15 protein-coding genes are annotated in these 17034 nt (G+C 70.3%); 10 read left to right on the plus strand and 5 right to left on the minus strand.

The features are described 5' to 3' along the window. Positions 1-39 precede the first annotated feature (39 nt). A complete protein-coding gene (locus tag ACFWFI_RS17820; RefSeq protein ID WP_387390776.1) occupies positions 40-345 on the minus strand; it encodes a hypothetical protein in 306 nt (101 codons plus the stop codon). Positions 346-482: 137 nt separating this feature from the next. After that, a complete protein-coding gene (locus ACFWFI_RS17825; RefSeq protein ID WP_387390825.1) occupies positions 483-1265 on the minus strand; it encodes a hypothetical protein in 783 nt (260 codons plus the stop codon). A gap of 298 nt (positions 1266-1563) precedes the next feature. On the opposite strand from ACFWFI_RS17825, the gene ACFWFI_RS17830 reads away from it, so the two are divergent. Both ACFWFI_RS17830 and ACFWFI_RS17835 read left to right on the plus strand, forming a co-directional pair. Next, on the plus strand, positions 1564-2844 hold the full coding sequence (locus ACFWFI_RS17830) for a glycosyltransferase family 4 protein (protein ID WP_387390778.1): 1281 nt from the start codon (positions 1564-1566) through the stop codon (positions 2842-2844). 421 nt (positions 2845-3265) lie between these two features. Continuing rightward, entirely contained in the window at positions 3266-3481 is a 216-nt protein-coding gene (locus ACFWFI_RS17835; RefSeq protein ID WP_387390781.1) for an I78 family peptidase inhibitor, read from the plus strand. A gap of 97 nt (positions 3482-3578) precedes the next feature. On the opposite strand, the gene ACFWFI_RS17840 is transcribed toward ACFWFI_RS17835, so the two are convergent. Further along, complete coding sequence (locus ACFWFI_RS17840) at positions 3579-4604, minus strand: phosphatase PAP2 family protein (protein WP_387390783.1); 1026 nt, start codon at positions 4602-4604, stop codon at positions 3579-3581. A 480-nt stretch (positions 4605-5084) separates the two neighbouring features. Between ACFWFI_RS17840 and ACFWFI_RS17845 the strand changes: the two genes are divergently transcribed. Both ACFWFI_RS17845 and ACFWFI_RS17850 read left to right on the plus strand, forming a co-directional pair. Then, positions 5085-6827, plus strand: coding sequence for an MFS transporter (locus ACFWFI_RS17845; RefSeq protein ID WP_387390785.1), 1743 nt, complete (start codon positions 5085-5087; stop codon positions 6825-6827). 89 nt (positions 6828-6916) lie between these two features. Beyond that, the gene (locus ACFWFI_RS17850) at positions 6917-8155 is read left to right on the plus strand and encodes an acyl-CoA dehydrogenase family protein (RefSeq protein WP_387390787.1); all 1239 of its coding nucleotides are present in this window, start codon (positions 6917-6919) and stop codon (positions 8153-8155) included. A 22-nt stretch (positions 8156-8177) separates the two neighbouring features. Here the strand turns inward: ACFWFI_RS17850 and ACFWFI_RS17855 are convergent, their stop codons facing one another. Continuing rightward, positions 8178-8618, minus strand: coding sequence for a cell division protein SepF (locus ACFWFI_RS17855; protein WP_387390789.1), 441 nt, complete (start codon positions 8616-8618; stop codon positions 8178-8180). A 310-nt stretch (positions 8619-8928) separates the two neighbouring features. On the opposite strand from ACFWFI_RS17855, the gene ACFWFI_RS17860 reads away from it, so the two are divergent. Further along, entirely contained in the window at positions 8929-10140 is a 1212-nt protein-coding gene (locus ACFWFI_RS17860) for a DUF5685 family protein (protein ID WP_387390826.1), read from the plus strand. Positions 10141-10187: 47 nt separating this feature from the next. Here the strand turns inward: ACFWFI_RS17860 and ACFWFI_RS17865 are convergent, their stop codons facing one another. Further along, positions 10188-11126 (minus strand): ABC transporter substrate-binding protein, encoded by a 939-nt coding sequence (locus ACFWFI_RS17865; RefSeq protein WP_387390791.1) that lies wholly within the window; start codon positions 11124-11126, stop codon positions 10188-10190. Positions 11127-11577: 451 nt separating this feature from the next. On the opposite strand from ACFWFI_RS17865, the gene ACFWFI_RS17870 reads away from it, so the two are divergent. From ACFWFI_RS17870 to ACFWFI_RS17890, 5 genes are read left to right on the plus strand one after another with little or no spacing between them, the layout of a single operon-like run. After that, positions 11578-12444 (plus strand): amino acid ABC transporter permease, encoded by an 867-nt coding sequence (locus tag ACFWFI_RS17870; protein ID WP_387390793.1) that lies wholly within the window; start codon positions 11578-11580, stop codon positions 12442-12444. Beyond that, positions 12441-14282: an FAD/NAD(P)-binding protein gene (locus tag ACFWFI_RS17875; protein WP_387390795.1), complete on the plus strand. Its 1842-nt coding sequence runs from the start codon at positions 12441-12443 to the stop codon at positions 14280-14282. The genes ACFWFI_RS17870 and ACFWFI_RS17875 overlap by 4 nt, the downstream gene beginning before the upstream one ends. A gap of 45 nt (positions 14283-14327) precedes the next feature. Beyond that, positions 14328-15230 (plus strand): amino acid ABC transporter permease, encoded by a 903-nt coding sequence (locus ACFWFI_RS17880; protein WP_387390798.1) that lies wholly within the window; start codon positions 14328-14330, stop codon positions 15228-15230. Positions 15231-15265: 35 nt separating this feature from the next. Further along, complete coding sequence (locus ACFWFI_RS17885; RefSeq protein WP_387390828.1) at positions 15266-16018, plus strand: amino acid ABC transporter ATP-binding protein; 753 nt, start codon at positions 15266-15268, stop codon at positions 16016-16018. Positions 16019-16048: 30 nt separating this feature from the next. Continuing rightward, complete coding sequence (locus ACFWFI_RS17890) at positions 16049-17023, plus strand: ABC transporter substrate-binding protein (RefSeq protein ID WP_387390801.1); 975 nt, start codon at positions 16049-16051, stop codon at positions 17021-17023. The last annotated feature ends 11 nt before the right edge of the window (positions 17024-17034 follow it).

The raw sequence follows: 17034 nt of genomic DNA on the forward strand, positions 1-17034 counted from the left end.
ACCCGTGCGAGCGGGTGGTCCGGGGCTTCGTCGTGTCCCTCAGGCGTCCGTGGACCCCGGCGGCAGCGCCGCGGGCCTGGCGCGCCCGGCGTGCCGTCCGACCCGCTGCCAGGAACCGGGGTTGGACCCGCCCGAGCCGTGACTTCCCTGGGCGTTCGCCGCCGTACGGCCGCTCAGCGGTGCACGGCTGCCGAACATCCCGATGCCGAACGTTCTGAAGCCGAGATTCTCCTCACCGGTGCGGTCCCCGGGAAGCGCCCGGAACGATCGCCTGTACTCGGAGTACAGCGCGTCGTAGATCGGGGTGGGGGACTTGCCGCCCGAGGGGTCCTGCGACGGGCGCATGGCCGGGATCGGGGTCTGCTGCTGGCGAGAAGGGTCGTATGAGTGCACGTAGGTGCCAACGACCTCACCGCCCGTCGGATGCGGGCCGGACGGAGAAATCGCTGTTCGGGGGGCAGGGGAGGGCAGCACGGACATGCTCAGGTCCCGGCGAGCGGCATCGTCGCGGCGACCAGGAGACCGTTGACCGCGGCCTTGTCCAGCGCGTCCCTGAGCAGGTCCTCGCGCGGCTGCTGGCCGATGGAACCGGCCGGCGCGGCGAAGACCAGTACGCTCTGCGACTTGTTGGCGGCCGACCGCCAGCCCTCGGTGACCTGGAGCGGCTGATGGGCCTGCCACCAGGCGACCGGGCTGCCGCCGCCCGCGCCCGGCTGCAGCACGGCGTGCAGCTGGCCCATGGCGAGGAGGACCGACCAGCCGGGCAGGACGCCCGGCAGCCGGTTCAGGTGGGGCGTGGGCAGGAAGCCCTGCTCCAGCAGGAGCTGGAGGAACTGGTCGCCGCCGCTGCCGTCCGTGCCGGGCCGGGCGATCGGCCCGGTCGGTTCGACGACCAGGGCCGGGCGGAGGTCGTCCTCGATCAGGACGAGACCGCTGGTGATGCCGAGGACAGCCTGTTCGGGCATGAGGCCCTCCGGATTCTGTGGCTCGCTGCCGGTGATCGACCGCACGGCGCCCTGGAGCTGGTCCTCCGCGACCTGGACGACCTGAGAGGGGATGCAGGTCGCATGGGCGAAGGCGAGCACGGCGGTCTCGTCGCCCACGAACAGCACCGTGCTGGTGCGTTCCTGGTCGGAGTCGCCGGGTGTGCGGCATGAGGTGCAGTCGTAACTGCCTGGGGCACTGTCGCCGACGAGCAGCCGGTCGGCTTCGGCATCGCCGATCTCGGCGCGTACGTCCTCGCTGACGTCGAGCATGCGCGGCACGGGTGGCTCCTCGAACTCGGTGCGTGGGCCGGGCGGTTCCCGGCTCATGAAGACAACGGAAGACCGGGGGCCGGGGTCACGCGAGAATCGGGAGATTAAGCGCCGGAGTCGGCGGCCCGATGAGCCTGAAGATCGCACAGGCGATCCGGAGTCGAGGATTCCGCGCAAAGGCCCCCGGTGCGCGGGCGTTCGTTCGAAACGTCACGGGTTTGTGCGACTCCTGTGCGAATGCTGTGCCGTCTCCTGACCCCGCGTAAGGTCCGTTGCAGACCAGTCGAACAGGGGAAACGACTACGTAATGCACATTTCATTTCTGCTCCACAACGCGTACGGCATCGGGGGAACGATCCGTACCACCTTCACGCTCGCCAGTACGCTGGCTGAGCAGCACGACGTCGAGATCGTCTCCGTCTTCCGGCACCGCGACGACCCGAAGCTCGGCGCACCCGCGGGGGTGCGGATGAGTCACCTCGTCGATCTGCGCAAGTCGAGTCCGGAGTACGAGGGGGCGTCCGCCGAACACGCCAGGCCCGCATCGGTGTTCCCCCGTGGCGACACCAGGCACGGGCAGTACAGCAGGCTCACCGACAGCCGCGTCGCGGCCCATCTGGCCGCGATGGAGGCCGATGTCGTCGTCGGCACGCGCCCCGGCCTGAACGTCCACATCAGCCGGCAGACGCGGCGCGGCCCGGTGCGCGTCGGCCAGGAGCACCTCACCCTCGAGAGCCACAGCTACCGGCTCCGCCGGGAGATAAGCCACCGGTACGGGCTGCTCGACGCCGTCACGACCGTCACCGAGGCCGATGCCCGTGACTACCGCACCCGGCTGCGGCTGCCCGGCGTGCGCATCGAGGCCATTCCGAACAGTGTGCCCGAGCCCGCCGCGCCGCCCGCCGACTGCGACGCCAAGTGGATCGTGGCGGCGGGCCGGCTGCACCGGGTCAAGCGCTACGACGTACTGGTCCGGGCCTTCGCCGAGGTCGCCGCGGTGCGCCCGGAGTGGCGACTGCGGATCTACGGTGCCGGTGACGCGTCCGGCAACGAGCAGCAGTCCCTGCGCGCGCTCGTCGACGAGCTCGGACTCCGGGAGCGGGTGTTCCTCATGGGGTCGGTCGACCCGATGGAGGCGGAGTGGCCCAAGAGCTCCATCGCGGCCGTCACCTCCGAGCGGGAGTCGTTCGGCATGACGATCGTGGAGGCGATGCGCTGCGGAGTGCCGGTCGTGGCGACCGACTGCCCCCACGGACCCGCCGAGATCATCGACGACGGCACGGACGGACGCCTGGTGCCGCTGGGGGACACCAGCGCTTTCGCCAAGGCGCTGCTCGGCCTGATCGACGACGACGCCCTGCGGCACAGGATGGGCCGTGCCGCGCGCGCCTCGGCCGCGCGGTTCGACCCCGCGCCGATCGCCGAGCGGCACGAGAAGCTCTTCACGGAGCTGGCCGCGCGGGGCGGAGGGCGTGGGTCGCAGGGCGTGCTGCACAGCGCGTTCCACCGTTCCCGGGGCACCGTGCTGGACGGGGCGTATGCGCTGCGTCACAAGGCCGCCGGGGCGATCCGCAGAGGGCGGGCCTGAGTCCGGGCGCCCGGGCGCCGCATCCCGGACGGTTCCATTCCGGATGATGCGGCGGTCCGGGCGCTCTTCAGCCCGGGCGCCGCGGGCGGGGAGGCGGGCGAAAGTAAGGCTCGCATAAGGGCGGGTGAATTCCAGGTGGCGCGCCCGTATATTCGCCTTTTCCGAGGACCTCGGAAAAGGCGAACGCGCGCAGCTCCCAGCGTCCCGTATTTCCCTCCCGGCGCTCCTCTGCGGCTTTCCGTGGGGGCCGGTCAATTCAGGTCTCATGCTGCCTGACTGCCCGTTCGGGTGAAGTAGCCCGGCGTAAACGCGCGTGGGGATCCTGTGACACAAGCGTGACCGCTGAGGTACATGGGGATGCATCGGGGCCCGGGACCACCACCGCTTCCGCCACGGCGCGAGGCGGCCTACGGTGAGAGGTATGGCACCTGTACCGACCCCTCCCGACCAGCCGGACGACACTCCCGGGTCATACGTCGGCCTCGACGCCGAGGCCGCCGAACGGCAGGCCAGAGCGCGTGGCTGGAGCACGGTCCGGGCTCTTCCGCCGGGCACCGTCATCACCATGGAGTTCCGTGGCGGACGCATCAACTTCGAGGTGGACGCCTCGACCGTGACGCGCTGCTGGGTCGGCTGAAGCCGGCCCCGACGAGCGAAGGCCCCGACCGGAGTCGGGGCCTTCGCTGTGCGCGGGAACGGGTATGCGTAGCGTCCCCGCAGGTCAGGAGGGCGGGTCAGGGAGCGACCGGACCACCCGTCACCGGGCGGGACGGACCCGCGCTGCTCCGCTGGGTACGGTCCACATGCGGCGGACGGCGTGTGCCGGCCGGGGTCAGCGGCGTCCGCTCCGAACGCGCGGGGTGCGCCTGGTGCGCCCGTGCACGGCCGGTCGCACCCGTATGACCCGCGGTTCCCGCCGTCTCGGGCACCGGCCCCCTGCTCGCGGCCTCCTGAGCACCCTCGGAGCCCACCGAGAGCAGGACCGGCTCCGGTGCCACGGGAGCCGCAGGAACGGACTCCCGGAGCCTGCGACGGGTCCGCCACTGCTCGCGCACCGAGAGTATCCAGACCTCGGTCCGGGTGATCAGAGGCTCGAACCAGGGCAGGGCCAGCAGGATCAGCAGGCCGGCCGCCCAGCCCAGCAGGACGTCGCTGAGCCAGTGGGTGCCGATGTAGACGGTGGTGAGCCCCACGCCCAGGGAGACGAAGGCGGAGAGGGCCGACAGATAGCGCCTGGCCCGCGGGGTGGTGGCCAGGTAGGCGAGGATTCCCCAGGTCACCACGGCGTTGGCGGTGTGTCCCGAAGGAAATATATCGCCGCCGGCGAAGAGCTCCGCCGAGCCGATCTCGGTGGCGTAGTGCGGGCCCAGCCGCCCCAGGCCGAGCTTGACCGCTCCCACCGACAGGTTGAGCAGCAGCAGGGAGGCGCCCAGCGTGAGCAGCGGACGCAGCGTGTGCTGGCGCCAGGAGCGCCAGCCGAGCCAGGAGGCGACCATCACGGCCGTGGGGCCACGCTGGCCGAGCACGACGTAGTAGTCGAGGAAGGCGTGGAGTTCCGGCCACTGCTGATAGGGCCGGAACAGCATGACCTTCCAGTCGAGGGCCACCAGCCAGGACGAGACCAGCACGGCAAGGACGATGGCGAGATAGAACGCCAAAGTCCCGCCGAAGAGAGCGATGCGGTGACGGCTCATCCGCGGGGTCTCTATCTTCGGCGGTTCCGGCTCCCGGTCCAGACGGGCAAAGATGTCGGTACGCACACAATGGACGTTACAGCGAGTGAGTGTGAGATCCGGCCGATCCCGCGTCTTTGTGATGACGATGTGATGTGGACTTTGTCTCAGACAGGTATCCATTCCCCGTGCGACGGGGAATGGTTTCGATCCGTCGGCTATTCGTTCCGGTCGCTATTCGCAGAAATGTTTGAGGGTCGATGAAATGGCCCGGCGTGACTGCGCCGTGTAGTCGCGGGGCCATTCGGGGGAGCCGCCGGCCGACAGGGCGCCGCGCCGATGCGGCGCCGGCGTGGCGCTCCGGGCGTCACCCCGCCCACGGGGGGTGAAGTGGCGTACGCCACACTCTGTGGCCGGTGAACGTATGAGCTGCACCACGCGTGACCACCTGGAACTCGCGTACGCTGACGGCTCACTCGCCCGTCGATGCCGGGCCCGGGGGACGCCGTGAGCCGGATCCCCAGCGGGTCTGCCGAGCGCGAGGGACTCATTGTGGGAGGTACGTACATGACTGGGACGTCCACGGCCGTGAGCAGGCTGCGCGCAGCAGCCGACGGTGCCAACCGCTGGGTCGTCCTGGTCGTCCTCTGCCTCAGTCTGCTGCTCGTCGCGCTCGACGCGACCGTGCTGCACGTCGCCGTTCCCGCCGTCACCGAGGACCTCCGGCCCAGCGCGGTCGGTCTGCTGTGGATCGTGGACGCCTACCCGCTGGTCTGTGCCTCGCTGCTGATTCTCTTCGGCACGCTGGGTGACAGGATCGGCAGACGGCGCGTCCTCCTCTTCGGCTACGCGCTCTTCGGGGTCGCCTCCGCACTCGCGGCGACGGCCGATTCGCAAGGGGTGCTGATCGCGGCGCGTGCGCTGCTCGGCGTCGGCGGCGCGATGATCATGCCGGCCACGCTGTCGATACTCCGCCAGGTCTTCCCCGACCGCCGCGAGCGGGCCATGGCCATCGGCATATGGACCGCGGTGGCCGCGGTCGGCGCCGCGACCGGGCCGGTCATCGGCGGCTTCCTCGTCGAGCACTACTGGTGGGGCTCGGTCTTCCTGATCAACATCCCGCTCATGGCGCTGATCCTCCCGGTCGGGCGTTGGCTGCTGCCGGAGTCCCGGGGCGAGAACGACGGCCCCTGGGATGTGCTCGGCGCGCTGATGGCCGCGGCCGGTGTGCTCGGAGTCGTCCTCGGGATCAAGCGGATCGGCGGCGGCGAGGGACTGCTGAACCCCGCCACCCTCGCTCCGCTGCTCGCCGGTGCCGCACTCCTGGCCCTCTTCGTGCGCAGGCAGAAGCGGCGTACGCACCCGCTGATCGACATCGCGATGTTCTCCCGGCCCGCCTTCACCACCGCGGTCGGCTGCATCGTGCTCGCCATGCTGGCCCTGGTCGGCCTGGAGCTGATCGCGGTCCAGTACCTCCAGCTGGTGCTGGACCTGAGCCCGCTGGAGACCGGTCTGCGGCTGCTGCCGCTGACCTTCGCCGCGATGGCGGCCGGTGCCACGGGTTCGTACACCCTGAGCCGCATCGGTCCACGCCGGATGGTCGGCTGGGGCTTCGTGCTCACGGCCGCGTCGGTGCTCCTGCTCACCCTGATGGGCCAGCACGACCGGCCCGTGCTGCTCACCGCCGGCTTCGTGCTGCTGGGCTTCGGGCTGCAGTCCACCCTGTTCGGGGCGTACGAATCGATGCTGAGCGAGGCCCCCGCGGAGCGGGCGGGCGGCGCTGCCGCGATCGGTGAGACCTCGTACCAGCTGGGTGCGGGGCTGGGGATCGCGCTGCTCGGCAGTGTCATGAACGCGGCCTACGCCCCCGGGCTCTCCCGCGTCCACGAGGAGGGCGTTCCCGCCGCCGCCGGATCGGCCGCGTCGCATTCGCTGGGCGAGGCCTACCAGGTGGCCGGCCGGCTGGGCGGCCCCATGGGCGACCTGTTGCGGAACACCGCCCGGCACGCCTTCGTCGACGGTCTCCACCTCACGTTGCTGGTCAGCGCGGGCCTGCTGCTGCTCGGGGCGCTGGCGGCGCTGCGTCTGCCGCGCGTCATGGACTGTCCTGAGGCGACGAGCGTCTGCCGGGGGCAGGCGGCAGCCGTGCCGGAGCAGGCCGCGGGGCCCGGCGTGGCCGGGGCCCCGCCCCGCCGCGAGCCCCGTCCGGTACCGGCGCCGGACGCCCCGGGGCCGGGCTCACGGCGGGTACCCCTTCCCTCCCGGCGCGAACCCGCCGAGGCCACCGGCTCTGGACGGGCGGCACACTGAGCCGTAACGTCGGCACGGCGCCGTAACTACCACTGCTAGTTTTAGTAGTCTGGCGCGTTTCCGTACCGTGCGAGCCGCCGGAGGCACTCATGTCCACCACCGAGTCCGCGAAGCAGCCGAAGCCGTCGGAGCCTTTGAAGGTGCAGCCGTTCGATCCGGGTGATCCCCTCGGCATCGACGACCTCCTCGACCCCGAGGACCTCGCGATCCGCGACACCGTGCGTACGTGGGCGACCGACCGGGTCCTGCCGCACATCGCCGAGTGGTACGAGAACGGCGAGCTCCCCGGCATCCGCGAGATGGCCCGCGAGCTGGGATCGCTCGGCGCGCTCGGCATGTCGCTGAAGGGGTACGGCTGCGCGGGTGCGAGCGCCGTCCAGTACGGCCTGGCCTGCCTGGAGCTGGAGGCAGCCGACTCCGGCATCCGCTCCCTGGTCTCGGTCCAGGGCTCCCTCGCCATGTACGCCATCCACCGCTTCGGTTCCGAGGAGCAGAAGGAGCGGTGGCTGCCCGGCATGGCGGCCGGCGAGATCATCGGCTGCTTCGGCCTCACCGAACCGGACCACGGCTCGGACCCCGCCGGGATGCGGACCTACGCCAAGCGCGACGGAGAGGACTGGATCCTCACCGGCCGCAAGATGTGGATCACCAACGGGTCGGTCGCCGGGGTCGCCGTCGTATGGGCGCAGACCGACGAGGCGGGCGGCGGCTCGGGAATCCGCGGCTTCGTCGTGCCGACGGACAGCCCCGGCTTCTCCGCGCCCGAGATCAGGCACAAGTGGTCGCTGCGCGCCTCCGTCACCAGTGAGCTGGTCCTCGACGGTGTGCGGCTCCCCGCCGACGCGGTCCTGCCCGGGGCCACCGGGCTGCGCGGACCGCTCAGCTGTCTCAGCCACGCCCGCTACGGCATCGTCTGGGGAGCCATGGGCGCGGCGCGCGCCAGCTTCGAGGCCGCCCTGGACTACGCGAAGTCCCGCGAGCAGTTCGGCAGGCCGATCGGCGGGTTCCAGCTCACCCAGGCCAAGCTCGCGGACATGGCCCTGGAGCTCCACAAGGGCATCCTGCTCGCCCATCATCTGGGCCGCCGGATGGACGCCGGCAGGATCCGCCCCGAGCAGGTCAGCTTCGGAAAGCTCAACAACGTGCGGGAGGCGATCGAGATCTGCCGCACCTCGCGGACGATTCTCGGCGCCAACGGAATCTCGCTGGAATACCCGGTGATGCGTCACGCGACGAATCTGGAGTCGGTGCTCACCTACGAGGGAACCGTGGAGATGCACCAGCTGGTGCTGGGCAAGGCGCTCACCGGCCTGGACGCTTTCCGGTAGGACTCTCCGGCGAGCGCCCTGCTCAGCTCTGGTTGAAGAAGCCGTCGGCCGGCCGGCCGGCGGCTTCGCCGTTGACCACCCGGGTGTGGGCCGGGGACAGCAGGAAGACCCGGGTCGCCACGCGGTCGATCGAGCCGTGCAGGCCGAAGATCAGCCCCGCGGCGAAGTCCACGACGCGCTTGGCGTCACCGGGGTCCATGGCGGTGAGGTTGACGATCACCGGCACACCGTCCCGGAAGAGCTCACCGATGGCGCGCGCGTCCCGGAAGCTGTCCGGGGTGACGGTCGCGATCCGGCGGCCCTTGTCCTCGGCCTTCTCGGAAGCGACCCGCACCCGGGGGTCGGTCACCCATGGCTGATTCGTGCCGGTCTCAGCATCCTCGGAGTACTCGTCGTCGTAGTACCGCTCGTCGTTGTCCTCCACGAGGCCCAGCCAGGCACTCGCCTTGCGCACCGATCCCATGGACGCCTCCTCTCACCGCGGTTCGTTGGTGTTCCGCATCTCTTTCCTATCCCTATGGTCGTCCATGATGCGGATACAGCGCCAAGGGGATAGTCGCCGCGCAGGCGATTCGTGACGCTACTGGTGCAGATCATGTGGCGATTCGTCAGGGTACCTACCGCATAAGGGGGCTTGCGGAACGAAAATATGATGCAGCCCGTCCGTACGGGTGACATGAGGGGCGTACGGGTGAACGGATCGCTCGATACGATGCTCGCCGCGCATGTGCACGAGCGCGGCTCGTCAGGTGAACGGCTCCCGGGGGATCGTCGTGTTCGGAATCGTGAGGCCATGTACCCATCGGCTGTCCGAAGGGCTCAAGGCCGAGTGGATGGCTCATCTCTGCGGGCTGTGTCTCGCCCTTCGGGCGGACCACGGCCAGTTCGCACGCGTCGTCACGAACTATGACGGCCTCATCGTCTCGGTCCTGACGGAGGCTCAGTCCGAACGCACCGCAGGGCAGCGGCGCACCGCGGGCCCCTGCCCGCTCCGCTCGATGCGGACGGCGCCGGTCGCCCGCGGTGAGGGAGCCAGGCTGGCCGCCGCCGTGTCACTCGTGCTGGCGTCAGCGAAGGTGCGCGACCATGTGGCAGACCGCGACGGGCTGTTGAAGCGGCGCCCGGTGGCCGCCGCCGCACGCCGGGTCGCGGCGGGCTGGGACAGGGCCGGGGCCCGCACCGGGGCCGAGCTCGGCTTCGACACGGCGGTCCTGGTCGACGCCGTCGACCGGCAGACCGGGATCGAGTCCCTCGCGGGGCCGGGCACCTCGCTGCTGACGGTCACCGAACCCACCGAGACGGCCACCGCCGCGGCCTTCGCGCACACCGCCGTACTCGCGGGCAAGCCGCAGAACGTGGCGCCGCTCGCCGAGGCCGGCCGGCTCTTCGGGAGGCTCGCCCATCTGCTGGACGCGGTGGAGGACCGCGAAACTGACGCGGCGTCGGGTGCTTGGAACCCCCTGACCGCGACCGGCACACCGCTCACCGAGGCCCGCCGGCTGTGCGACGACGCGCTGCACGGCGTGCGCCTCGCGATGCGGGACGCGGAATTCACCGACAGCACGCTCGCGCATGTGCTCCTGGTGCACGAGCTGCGGCGGTCCGTGGACCGGGCCTTCGGACCCGCGTCGTGCTCGCACCAGCAGGGCGGGCAGCCTTCGGGGGCCTTCGGCCCGCCGCCCGGCAACCCCTACGCGCCGACGCCCGGTGGTCCGTCCGGCCCCGGGGGACCGCCCCTTCCGCCGGAGCCGCCCCGCAACCGGCGCGGCCTCATCGCCGGCTGCCTGGTCTGGGCCGGTCTCGCCTGCACCTGTCAGATGTGCTGTGCCGGCTCCTTCAACGACCCGTGGAGCGGCCAGGAGCGCGAAGGGCTCTGCCACAAGGCCGACTGCGACGAATGGTGTGAGGGCTGCTGCGAGGGCTGCAACTGTTGTGGCAACTGCTGCAGCTGCTGCGAAGGCTGCGACTGCGGGTGCGACTGCTGATCCGGCGTCAGCCGGCCGCACCCGGCGGCCTCACCCGATCTCGGGCCTCACTTGATCTCGGGCGGCGAGATCTGCGAGGTCCGGATCGCCGACTCGGAGGTGCCCCACTTCTTCAGGATGCGGTCGTAGGTGCCGTCGGCCTTGAGGCCGTTGACCGCGGCCTGGAAGGCCGGTGCCAGCGGGGTGCCCTTCTTGAAGGCGAAGCCGACGTCGAGCCGCTTGTACTCGTTGAGGAAGCGCAGTCCCTCCTGCTGGGTCACGGCGTACCGCAGTCCGTTGATCGTGGACATCAGGACGTCGCTGCGGCCCTGCTGCAGCGAGATCCAGACCGCCGCCTGGTCGGCGTACGTCTTGACCTCGTACGGCTTCTTGCCCGCGTCGGCGCACCGGTGCTTGTTCTCCTCCAGGGTCGCCTCGAAGGTGGTCCCGGCGCCGGTGCCGACGGTCAGGCCGCAGAGCTGTGTGAGGTCGGTGACCTTCTTCAGATCGCTGTCGTCACGGACGGCGAAGCCCTGCCCGTCGTTGATGTACGTGACGAAGTCGATCGACTTCCGGCGTTCGTCCGTCACGCCGAAGTTTCCTGTGCCCAGGTCGTACTTGCCGCTGCCGAGGGCCGGAAGGATCGCCTCGAAGGAGGCGACCTCCCGCTTGAGCTTCAGCCCGAGCGTCCGGGCCACCGCGTCCGCGAAGTCGATGTCGGCACCCGCGAGCGTCTTGCCGTCCTCCCGGTAGAACGCCCCGGGCGGAGCGCCGACGCTGGACGCGAGGGAGAGGGTTCCCGAGGCGCGCACCTTCTCGGGCAGCAGCTTCGCCGCGTCGTCGTTCCGCTTGACCGACGAGACCACATCGGCCGTCGGGATCTTCCCCTTGCCCGCGGACCCCGCACCGGCCGGTGAAGCAGCGGGGTCACCCGATCCGCAGGCGGTGAGCGAAAGGGCGGCCACGGTGATCAGTGCGAAGGCAGCGGACTGCCGGGTTCGGGGCATGGCGGAGTTTCTCCGGGTTCGTCGACCGCGCTCCGGTGCCTGGGCAGCACGGAGCGTCGGGGCGGGAGATCAGCGGTACGAGGGGAGGGCGGAGCGATGTTGTGTACGTGAAGGAACGCAGGGGAATCCGCTCGGGCGCCGGCAGGGGCGCGAGCGGGAAGAACGGAGACGCAGGGGGGTCAGCTCAACAGGAACAGGACCACACGCGACCGAAGTCGATGTGGGAGCGGGTGACCAGCCACAGCTGCGAATACATGGCCCAAGTGGAACAGGCATCCGGTTGCGCGTCAACCGAGGTGAGACGTACAGCTCACACTGTGGACAAGCTTGACAACAGCACCGGGGTGGCGCTTTTCTCGGAGGCGGACCGGCGCTGAGGGGCCCGGTCCACGTTGTGTTTCGCGCTGAAGGCACGCCCCGTGTTCGATCTCTGCATCCACGGAGCCTTCGCATGTCCGCGCAGACAGAAATCCATGCCCCGTCACTTCCCGCACCACCGGGCAAGCGTGCGGAGGACGCCGCCCCGCGCATCGTCCCCGTACGCCGAACCGGCCAGTGGGCGGCGGCCGTTGTCGTCCTGCTCCTCCTCGCGGGGGCCCTGGTCTCCGTCGTCCGCAACGACGCCTTCCAGTGGGACGTCGTGGGCGATTACCTCACGACCGACTCCGTGCTGCGGGGCCTCGGCCTCACCCTGTGGCTCACCGGCCTCGTCATGGTGCTCGGCTTCGCCCTCGGCACCCTGCTCGCGGTGTTCAGGCTCTCCGGCAACCGCGTTCTCCAGGCGGTGAGCTGGGGCTACATCTGGCTGTTCAGATCGACACCGATCCTGGTCCAGCTGCTCTTCTGGTTCAACATCGGCGCCCTCTACCCGCAGATCCTGGGTGTCAGCACCGTCAACCTCCTCGGCCCGGTCACGGTCGCTGTCATCGGTCTCACGCTCCACGAGGCCGCGTACGCCGCGGAAGTGGTCCGCGGCGGCATCCTCTCCGTCGAACGCGGGCAGCTGGAGGCGGCACAGTCGCTCGGCCTCGGACCCTGGCGCCGGCTCCGGCGGATCGTGCTGCCGCAGGCCATGCGCTCCATCGTCCCGCCCGCCGGAAACATGCTGATCGGGACCCTGAAGGGCACCTCGATCGTCAGCATCATCGCCGTGCAGGACCTGCTGTACTCCGTGCAGCTCGTCTACCACCGCACCTACGAGGTCATCCCGCTGCTGCTGGTCGCCACCCTCTGGTACGTGGCCGTAACCTCTCTCCTCTCCATCGGGCAGTACTACGTCGAACGCCACTACGCACGCGGCACAGCGGGCGCACGGTGACCGGCGCACCGGCGCTCGTCGTCATCGGCGGCGGACCGCGCGGCACCGGAGTCATCGAACGCATAGCCGCCAACGCCGCCGAGCTGTACGGCGACCGGCCCCTGGACATCCACCTCGTCGACCCGTACCCGCCGGGCGGCGGCCGGATCTGGCGGCAGGACCAGTCCCCGCTGCTCTGGATGAACTCCATGGCCGAGGACGTCACCATGTTCACCGACGAAACGGTCCAGCTGGACGGCCCGGTCCGCCCGGGCCCCGCCCTGCACACCTGGGCCGCGGACGTCCGCGAAGGACGGACCGCCACCTCCGCCGACCCCGCTGTCCTGGAGGAGATACACGGCCTCGGCGACCAGGACTTCCCCAGCCGCCGGCTGCAGAGTGCCTATCTCCGCTGGGTGTACGACCAGACGCTCGCCGCGCTCCCGCCCGGCATCACCGTCCACGAACACACCGGCTACGCACTGCGGGTCTCCGGACCCCGTGGCGGCCGGCAGCATGTCTGGATCCAGGGGCGTGCCGAGCCGCTCGCCGCCGATCTCGTCGTCCTCACCGTCGGCCATCTCGACGCCGAACCGGACACGGAACAGCAGGAGCTGTCCGCCTTCGCCGCACGCCACGGACTCGTCCACCTGCCGCCCGACTTCACCGCCGACACCGACCTGACGGCCCTGCCCGCCGGGGAGCCCGTCCTCGTGCGCGGCTTCGGCCTCGCCTTCATCGACCTGATGGTGCTGCTCACCGAGGGGCGCGGCGGGCGCTACGAGAACGGGGCCTATGTGCCCTCCGGCAGGGAGCCCGTCCTGTACGTCGGGTCGCGGCGAGGCGTCCCGTACCACTCCAAGATCGGCTACACCTGGGAGGGCGAACGGCCGCCCCTGCCGCACCACTTCGGCGCCGATCAGGTGGCGGAGGTCCTCGGCCGCCCCGGCCCCGTGGACTTCCGGCGCGATCTGTGGCCGCTGGTCACCAAGGAGCTGGGCCACGCCCACTACCACCGGCTCTTCACCGCCCATCCCGAGCGCACCGTCGTGGACCTGGGCGACTTCGAGGAGAAGTACGCCGTCGCCGAGCCCGGCAGCCCCGAGCTCGCGGCCCTCGTAGCCTCGGCCGTCCCCGATCCGGCCGACCGGCTCGACCTCGACGCCCTCGACCATCCGCTCGACGGGGTGCGCCATGCCTCGTACGACTCGCTGCAGGACGGGCTGCGCGCCTACATCACCGCCGACCTCGAACGCCGGCACGACCCCCGGCACAGCCCCGACCTCGCCGTGTTCCTCGGACTGCTCTCCGTCTACGGGCAGTTGGTCAGCTTCGGCGACATCGGCGAGCGGTGGCACGGCTTCTTCAGCTACCTCGCCTCCGGACCGCCGGGCCCCAGATTGCGCCAGCTCCTCGCCCTCTCGCAGGCCGGCGTCGTCCGCTTCCTCGGGGCCGGCATGACCGTCGAGGCCGACGAGGAACAGGGTGTCTTCCGGGCCCGCAGTGCCACCGTGCCCGGCGCGCACACCGAAGCCCGCGCCCTGGTCGAGGCCCGGCTGCCCGACCCCTCGCTGCGCAAGACCCGCAGTTCGCTGCTGAGCGGACTGCACGAGGACGGTGCGGCCGGCACCGACACGGGGCTGCTCTCCGTCGACCCGGCCGACGGCCGGATCCTGGACCGTGACGGCCGCCCCCACCCCCGCCGCTTCGCCCTCGGCCCCTACACCACCGCACGCTCCAGCGGTGCCTTCACCCGGCCGCGCACCGGCGGCCCGGCCTTCCGTCAGAACGACGCCACCGCCCGGACGGCGCTCGCGTTCCTGCGCGACCTCTCCTGTCGGGACCGCCTCACCGCGTGAGCACGGCCCCCCTTTCGTCCTCCCGTCGCAGAAGGAACCTCCACCATGTCGCTGACCAGCGATCCACCCGTCCACCCACCGGCCGAAACCACCGTCGCCGAAGAACCGGCCGTCGACGAGTACGCGGCCCTGAAAGTCGTCCCCGTACGCCACCCCTGGCGCTGGGTCGCCGTCGCGGCCACGGCCGTGCTGCTCGCCCAGTTCCTGAACGGCCTGATCACCAACCCCGGCTGGGAATGGGACGTCTTCGCCCGGTTCGTCACCACCGAGACCATCCTCCACGCCGTCTGGGTCACCCTCCAGCTGACCTTCTACGGCACGGTGATCGGCTTCGCGCTCGGCATCGTCCTGGCCTTCATGCGGCTGTCCGCCAGCCCGTTCCTCAGGGCGGTCTCGTACGCGTACATCTGGGCGTTCCGTTCGATCCCGCTCATCGTCCAGCTGCTGTTCTGGTTCAACCTGGCGTACCTCTACAAGGAGCTCGAATTCGGCATTCCGTTCGGGCCCGGATTCGTCTCCTTCGACACGATGAACCTCGTCGGCGCGATGAGCGCCGCCGTCCTCGGGCTCGCCCTGCACCAGGCGGCGTACGCGGCGGAGATCGTCCGCGGCGGCGTACTGGCCGTGGACAGCGGCCAGTTGGAAGCGGCCGCCGCGCTCGGGATCCCACGGCTGCGGCAGCTGCGGCGCATCGTGCTGCCGCAGGCGATGCGCTCCATCCTGCCGAACGCCGCCAACGAGATCATCTCCCTCTTCAAGGGCACCTCGATCGTCTCCGTGATGGCGATCGGCGAGCTCTTCTACCAGGTCCAGGTCGTCTACGGACGCAACGGCCGGGTGGTGCCCCTGCTGATGGTGGCCACGGTCTGGTACATCCTCCTGACCACCGTGCTCTCCGCCCTCCAGTACTACGTCGAACGTCACTACGCCAAGGGGGCCGTGCGATGAGCGCACCCACAGAAGAAACCACCGGGTCCGACGCCATGGTCGAGATCCGATCCGTGCACAAGAGCTTCGGTCCGCTCGAGGTGCTCCGCGGCATCGACCTGTCCGTACGCACGGGAGAGGTGACCGTCGTCCTCGGCCCGTCCGGGTCGGGGAAGTCCACCCTGCTGCGCACCATCAACCACCTGGAGAAGGTCGACCAGGGCTGGATCAGCGTCGACGGCACCCTGGTGGGCTACCGCAGGTCCGGCAACAAGCTGTACGAGCTGCGCGAACGCGAGGTCCTGCGCCAGCGCACCCGGATCGGTTTCGTCTTCCAGAACTTCAACCTCTTCCCGCACCTCACCGTCCTGGAGAACATCATCGAGGCCCCGGTCGCAGCGCTGGGCCGCCCCCGCAAGGACGCCGTCGCCGCGGCGGAGAAGCTCCTGGCCCGCGTCGGGCTCGCCGACAAGGCCGGGGCCTACCCCAAGCAGCTCTCCGGAGGCCAGCAGCAGCGCGTCGCGATCGCCCGCGCCCTCGCCCTGGAACCGAAACTGCTGCTCTTCGACGAGCCGACCTCGGCGCTCGACCCCGAGCTCGTCGGCGAGGTCCTCGACGTCATCAAGGACCTGGCCCACGGGGGCACCACGATGATCGTCGTCACGCACGAGATCGGCTTCGCCCGCGAGGTAGCCGACACCGTCGTCTTCATGGACGAGGGACGGATCGTCGAGCAGGGCCCGCCCGCCGACGTACTCGACCGTCCCGTCCAGGAACGCACCCGCGCCTTCCTCTCCAAGGTCCTCTGAGCCATGTCCCCGCAGTCAAGGAGCAGTCACATGCCCGTCCGCCGCACAATCACCGCAGCCCTCGCCACCCTCACCGCCGCCGGGCTGCTCACGGCGTGCGGCACCGCCGACGGCACGGAGGACGTGATCCGTCCCAAGGGCCAGAAGGACACCGGCATCAACATCGGCCCCGACCAGAAGCGGATCAGGGGCAAGAAGGTCGACGCCATCGCGGCCCAGGTGCCCGCCGCCGTCCGCGAACGCGGCACGCTCCGGCTGGGCGCGAGCGCCGACGCCTCGCCACCGCTCGGCTTCTACGCGACCGACGACAAGACCCGGATCGGGAGCGAGATCGACCTCGCCACCCTGATCGCCGACACGCTGGGACTCAAGCCGGAATTCGAGCAGGTCTCCTGGGAGAACCTCTTCGTCGGCCTCGACAGCTCGAAGTTCGACGGGGTGCTGTCCAACGTCACTGTGACCGAGGAGCGCAAGGAGAAGTACGACTTCGCGACGTACCGGCTCGACAACATCGCCTTCGAGGCGAAGAAGGGATCCGGCTGGAAGGTGAAGGGACCGGAGGACGTCGCGGGGAAGACGATCTCCGTCGCCTCCGGCACCAACCAGGAGAAGATCCTCGTCGACTGGAACGAGGAGAACGTCAAGGCCGGCCGCAAGCCGGTGGACATCAAGTACTTCCAGAAGGACACCGACTACTACCTGGCACTCCAGTCGGGCCGCATCGACGCCTACCTGGGCCCGAGCCCCTCGGCCAACTACCACGTCGCGTCGGCCGGGCAGTCCGAGATCGTCGGCACGCTCTCGGGCGGCGGTGACGGCGTCCAGGGGAAGATCGCCGCCACCACGAAGAAGGACAGCGGGCTGGTGGAGGCGTACGGCGCCGCGATCGACCACATCATCCAGGACGGCTCGTACGCCGAGGTGCTGAAGCGCTGGGGCCTGTCCAACGAGGCCGTCGAGAAGTCGGAGATCAATCCGCCCGGCCTCCCGAAGACCGAGAACTGATCCCGAGAGGT

This window comes from Streptomyces sp. NPDC060209, from assembly GCF_042728155.1.
Lineage (GTDB): Bacteria > Actinomycetota > Actinomycetes > Streptomycetales > Streptomycetaceae > Streptomyces.

Bases quoted from the DNA above. Each gene is read 5' to 3' on its own strand.
- ACFWFI_RS17820 (WP_387390776.1), bottom strand. From the start codon at position 345: ATGCGCCCGTCGCAGGACCCCTCGGGCGGCAAGTCCCCCACCCCGATC.
- ACFWFI_RS17830 (WP_387390778.1), top strand. From the start codon at position 1,564: ATGCACATTTCATTTCTGCTCCACAACGCGTACGGCATCGGGGGAACG.
- ACFWFI_RS17835 (WP_387390781.1), top strand. From the start codon at position 3,266: ATGGCACCTGTACCGACCCCTCCCGACCAGCCGGACGACACTCCCGGG.
- ACFWFI_RS17845 (WP_387390785.1), top strand. From the start codon at position 5,085: ATGACTGGGACGTCCACGGCCGTGAGCAGGCTGCGCGCAGCAGCCGAC.
- ACFWFI_RS17850 (WP_387390787.1), top strand. From the start codon at position 6,917: ATGTCCACCACCGAGTCCGCGAAGCAGCCGAAGCCGTCGGAGCCTTTG.
- ACFWFI_RS17855 (WP_387390789.1), bottom strand. From the start codon at position 8,618: ATGGGATCGGTGCGCAAGGCGAGTGCCTGGCTGGGCCTCGTGGAGGAC.
- ACFWFI_RS17865 (WP_387390791.1), bottom strand. From the start codon at position 11,126: ATGCCCCGAACCCGGCAGTCCGCTGCCTTCGCACTGATCACCGTGGCC.
- ACFWFI_RS17870 (WP_387390793.1), top strand. From the start codon at position 11,578: ATGTCCGCGCAGACAGAAATCCATGCCCCGTCACTTCCCGCACCACCG.
- ACFWFI_RS17880 (WP_387390798.1), top strand. From the start codon at position 14,328: ATGTCGCTGACCAGCGATCCACCCGTCCACCCACCGGCCGAAACCACC.
- ACFWFI_RS17885 (WP_387390828.1), top strand. From the start codon at position 15,266: ATGGTCGAGATCCGATCCGTGCACAAGAGCTTCGGTCCGCTCGAGGTG.
- ACFWFI_RS17890 (WP_387390801.1), top strand. From the start codon at position 16,049: ATGCCCGTCCGCCGCACAATCACCGCAGCCCTCGCCACCCTCACCGCC.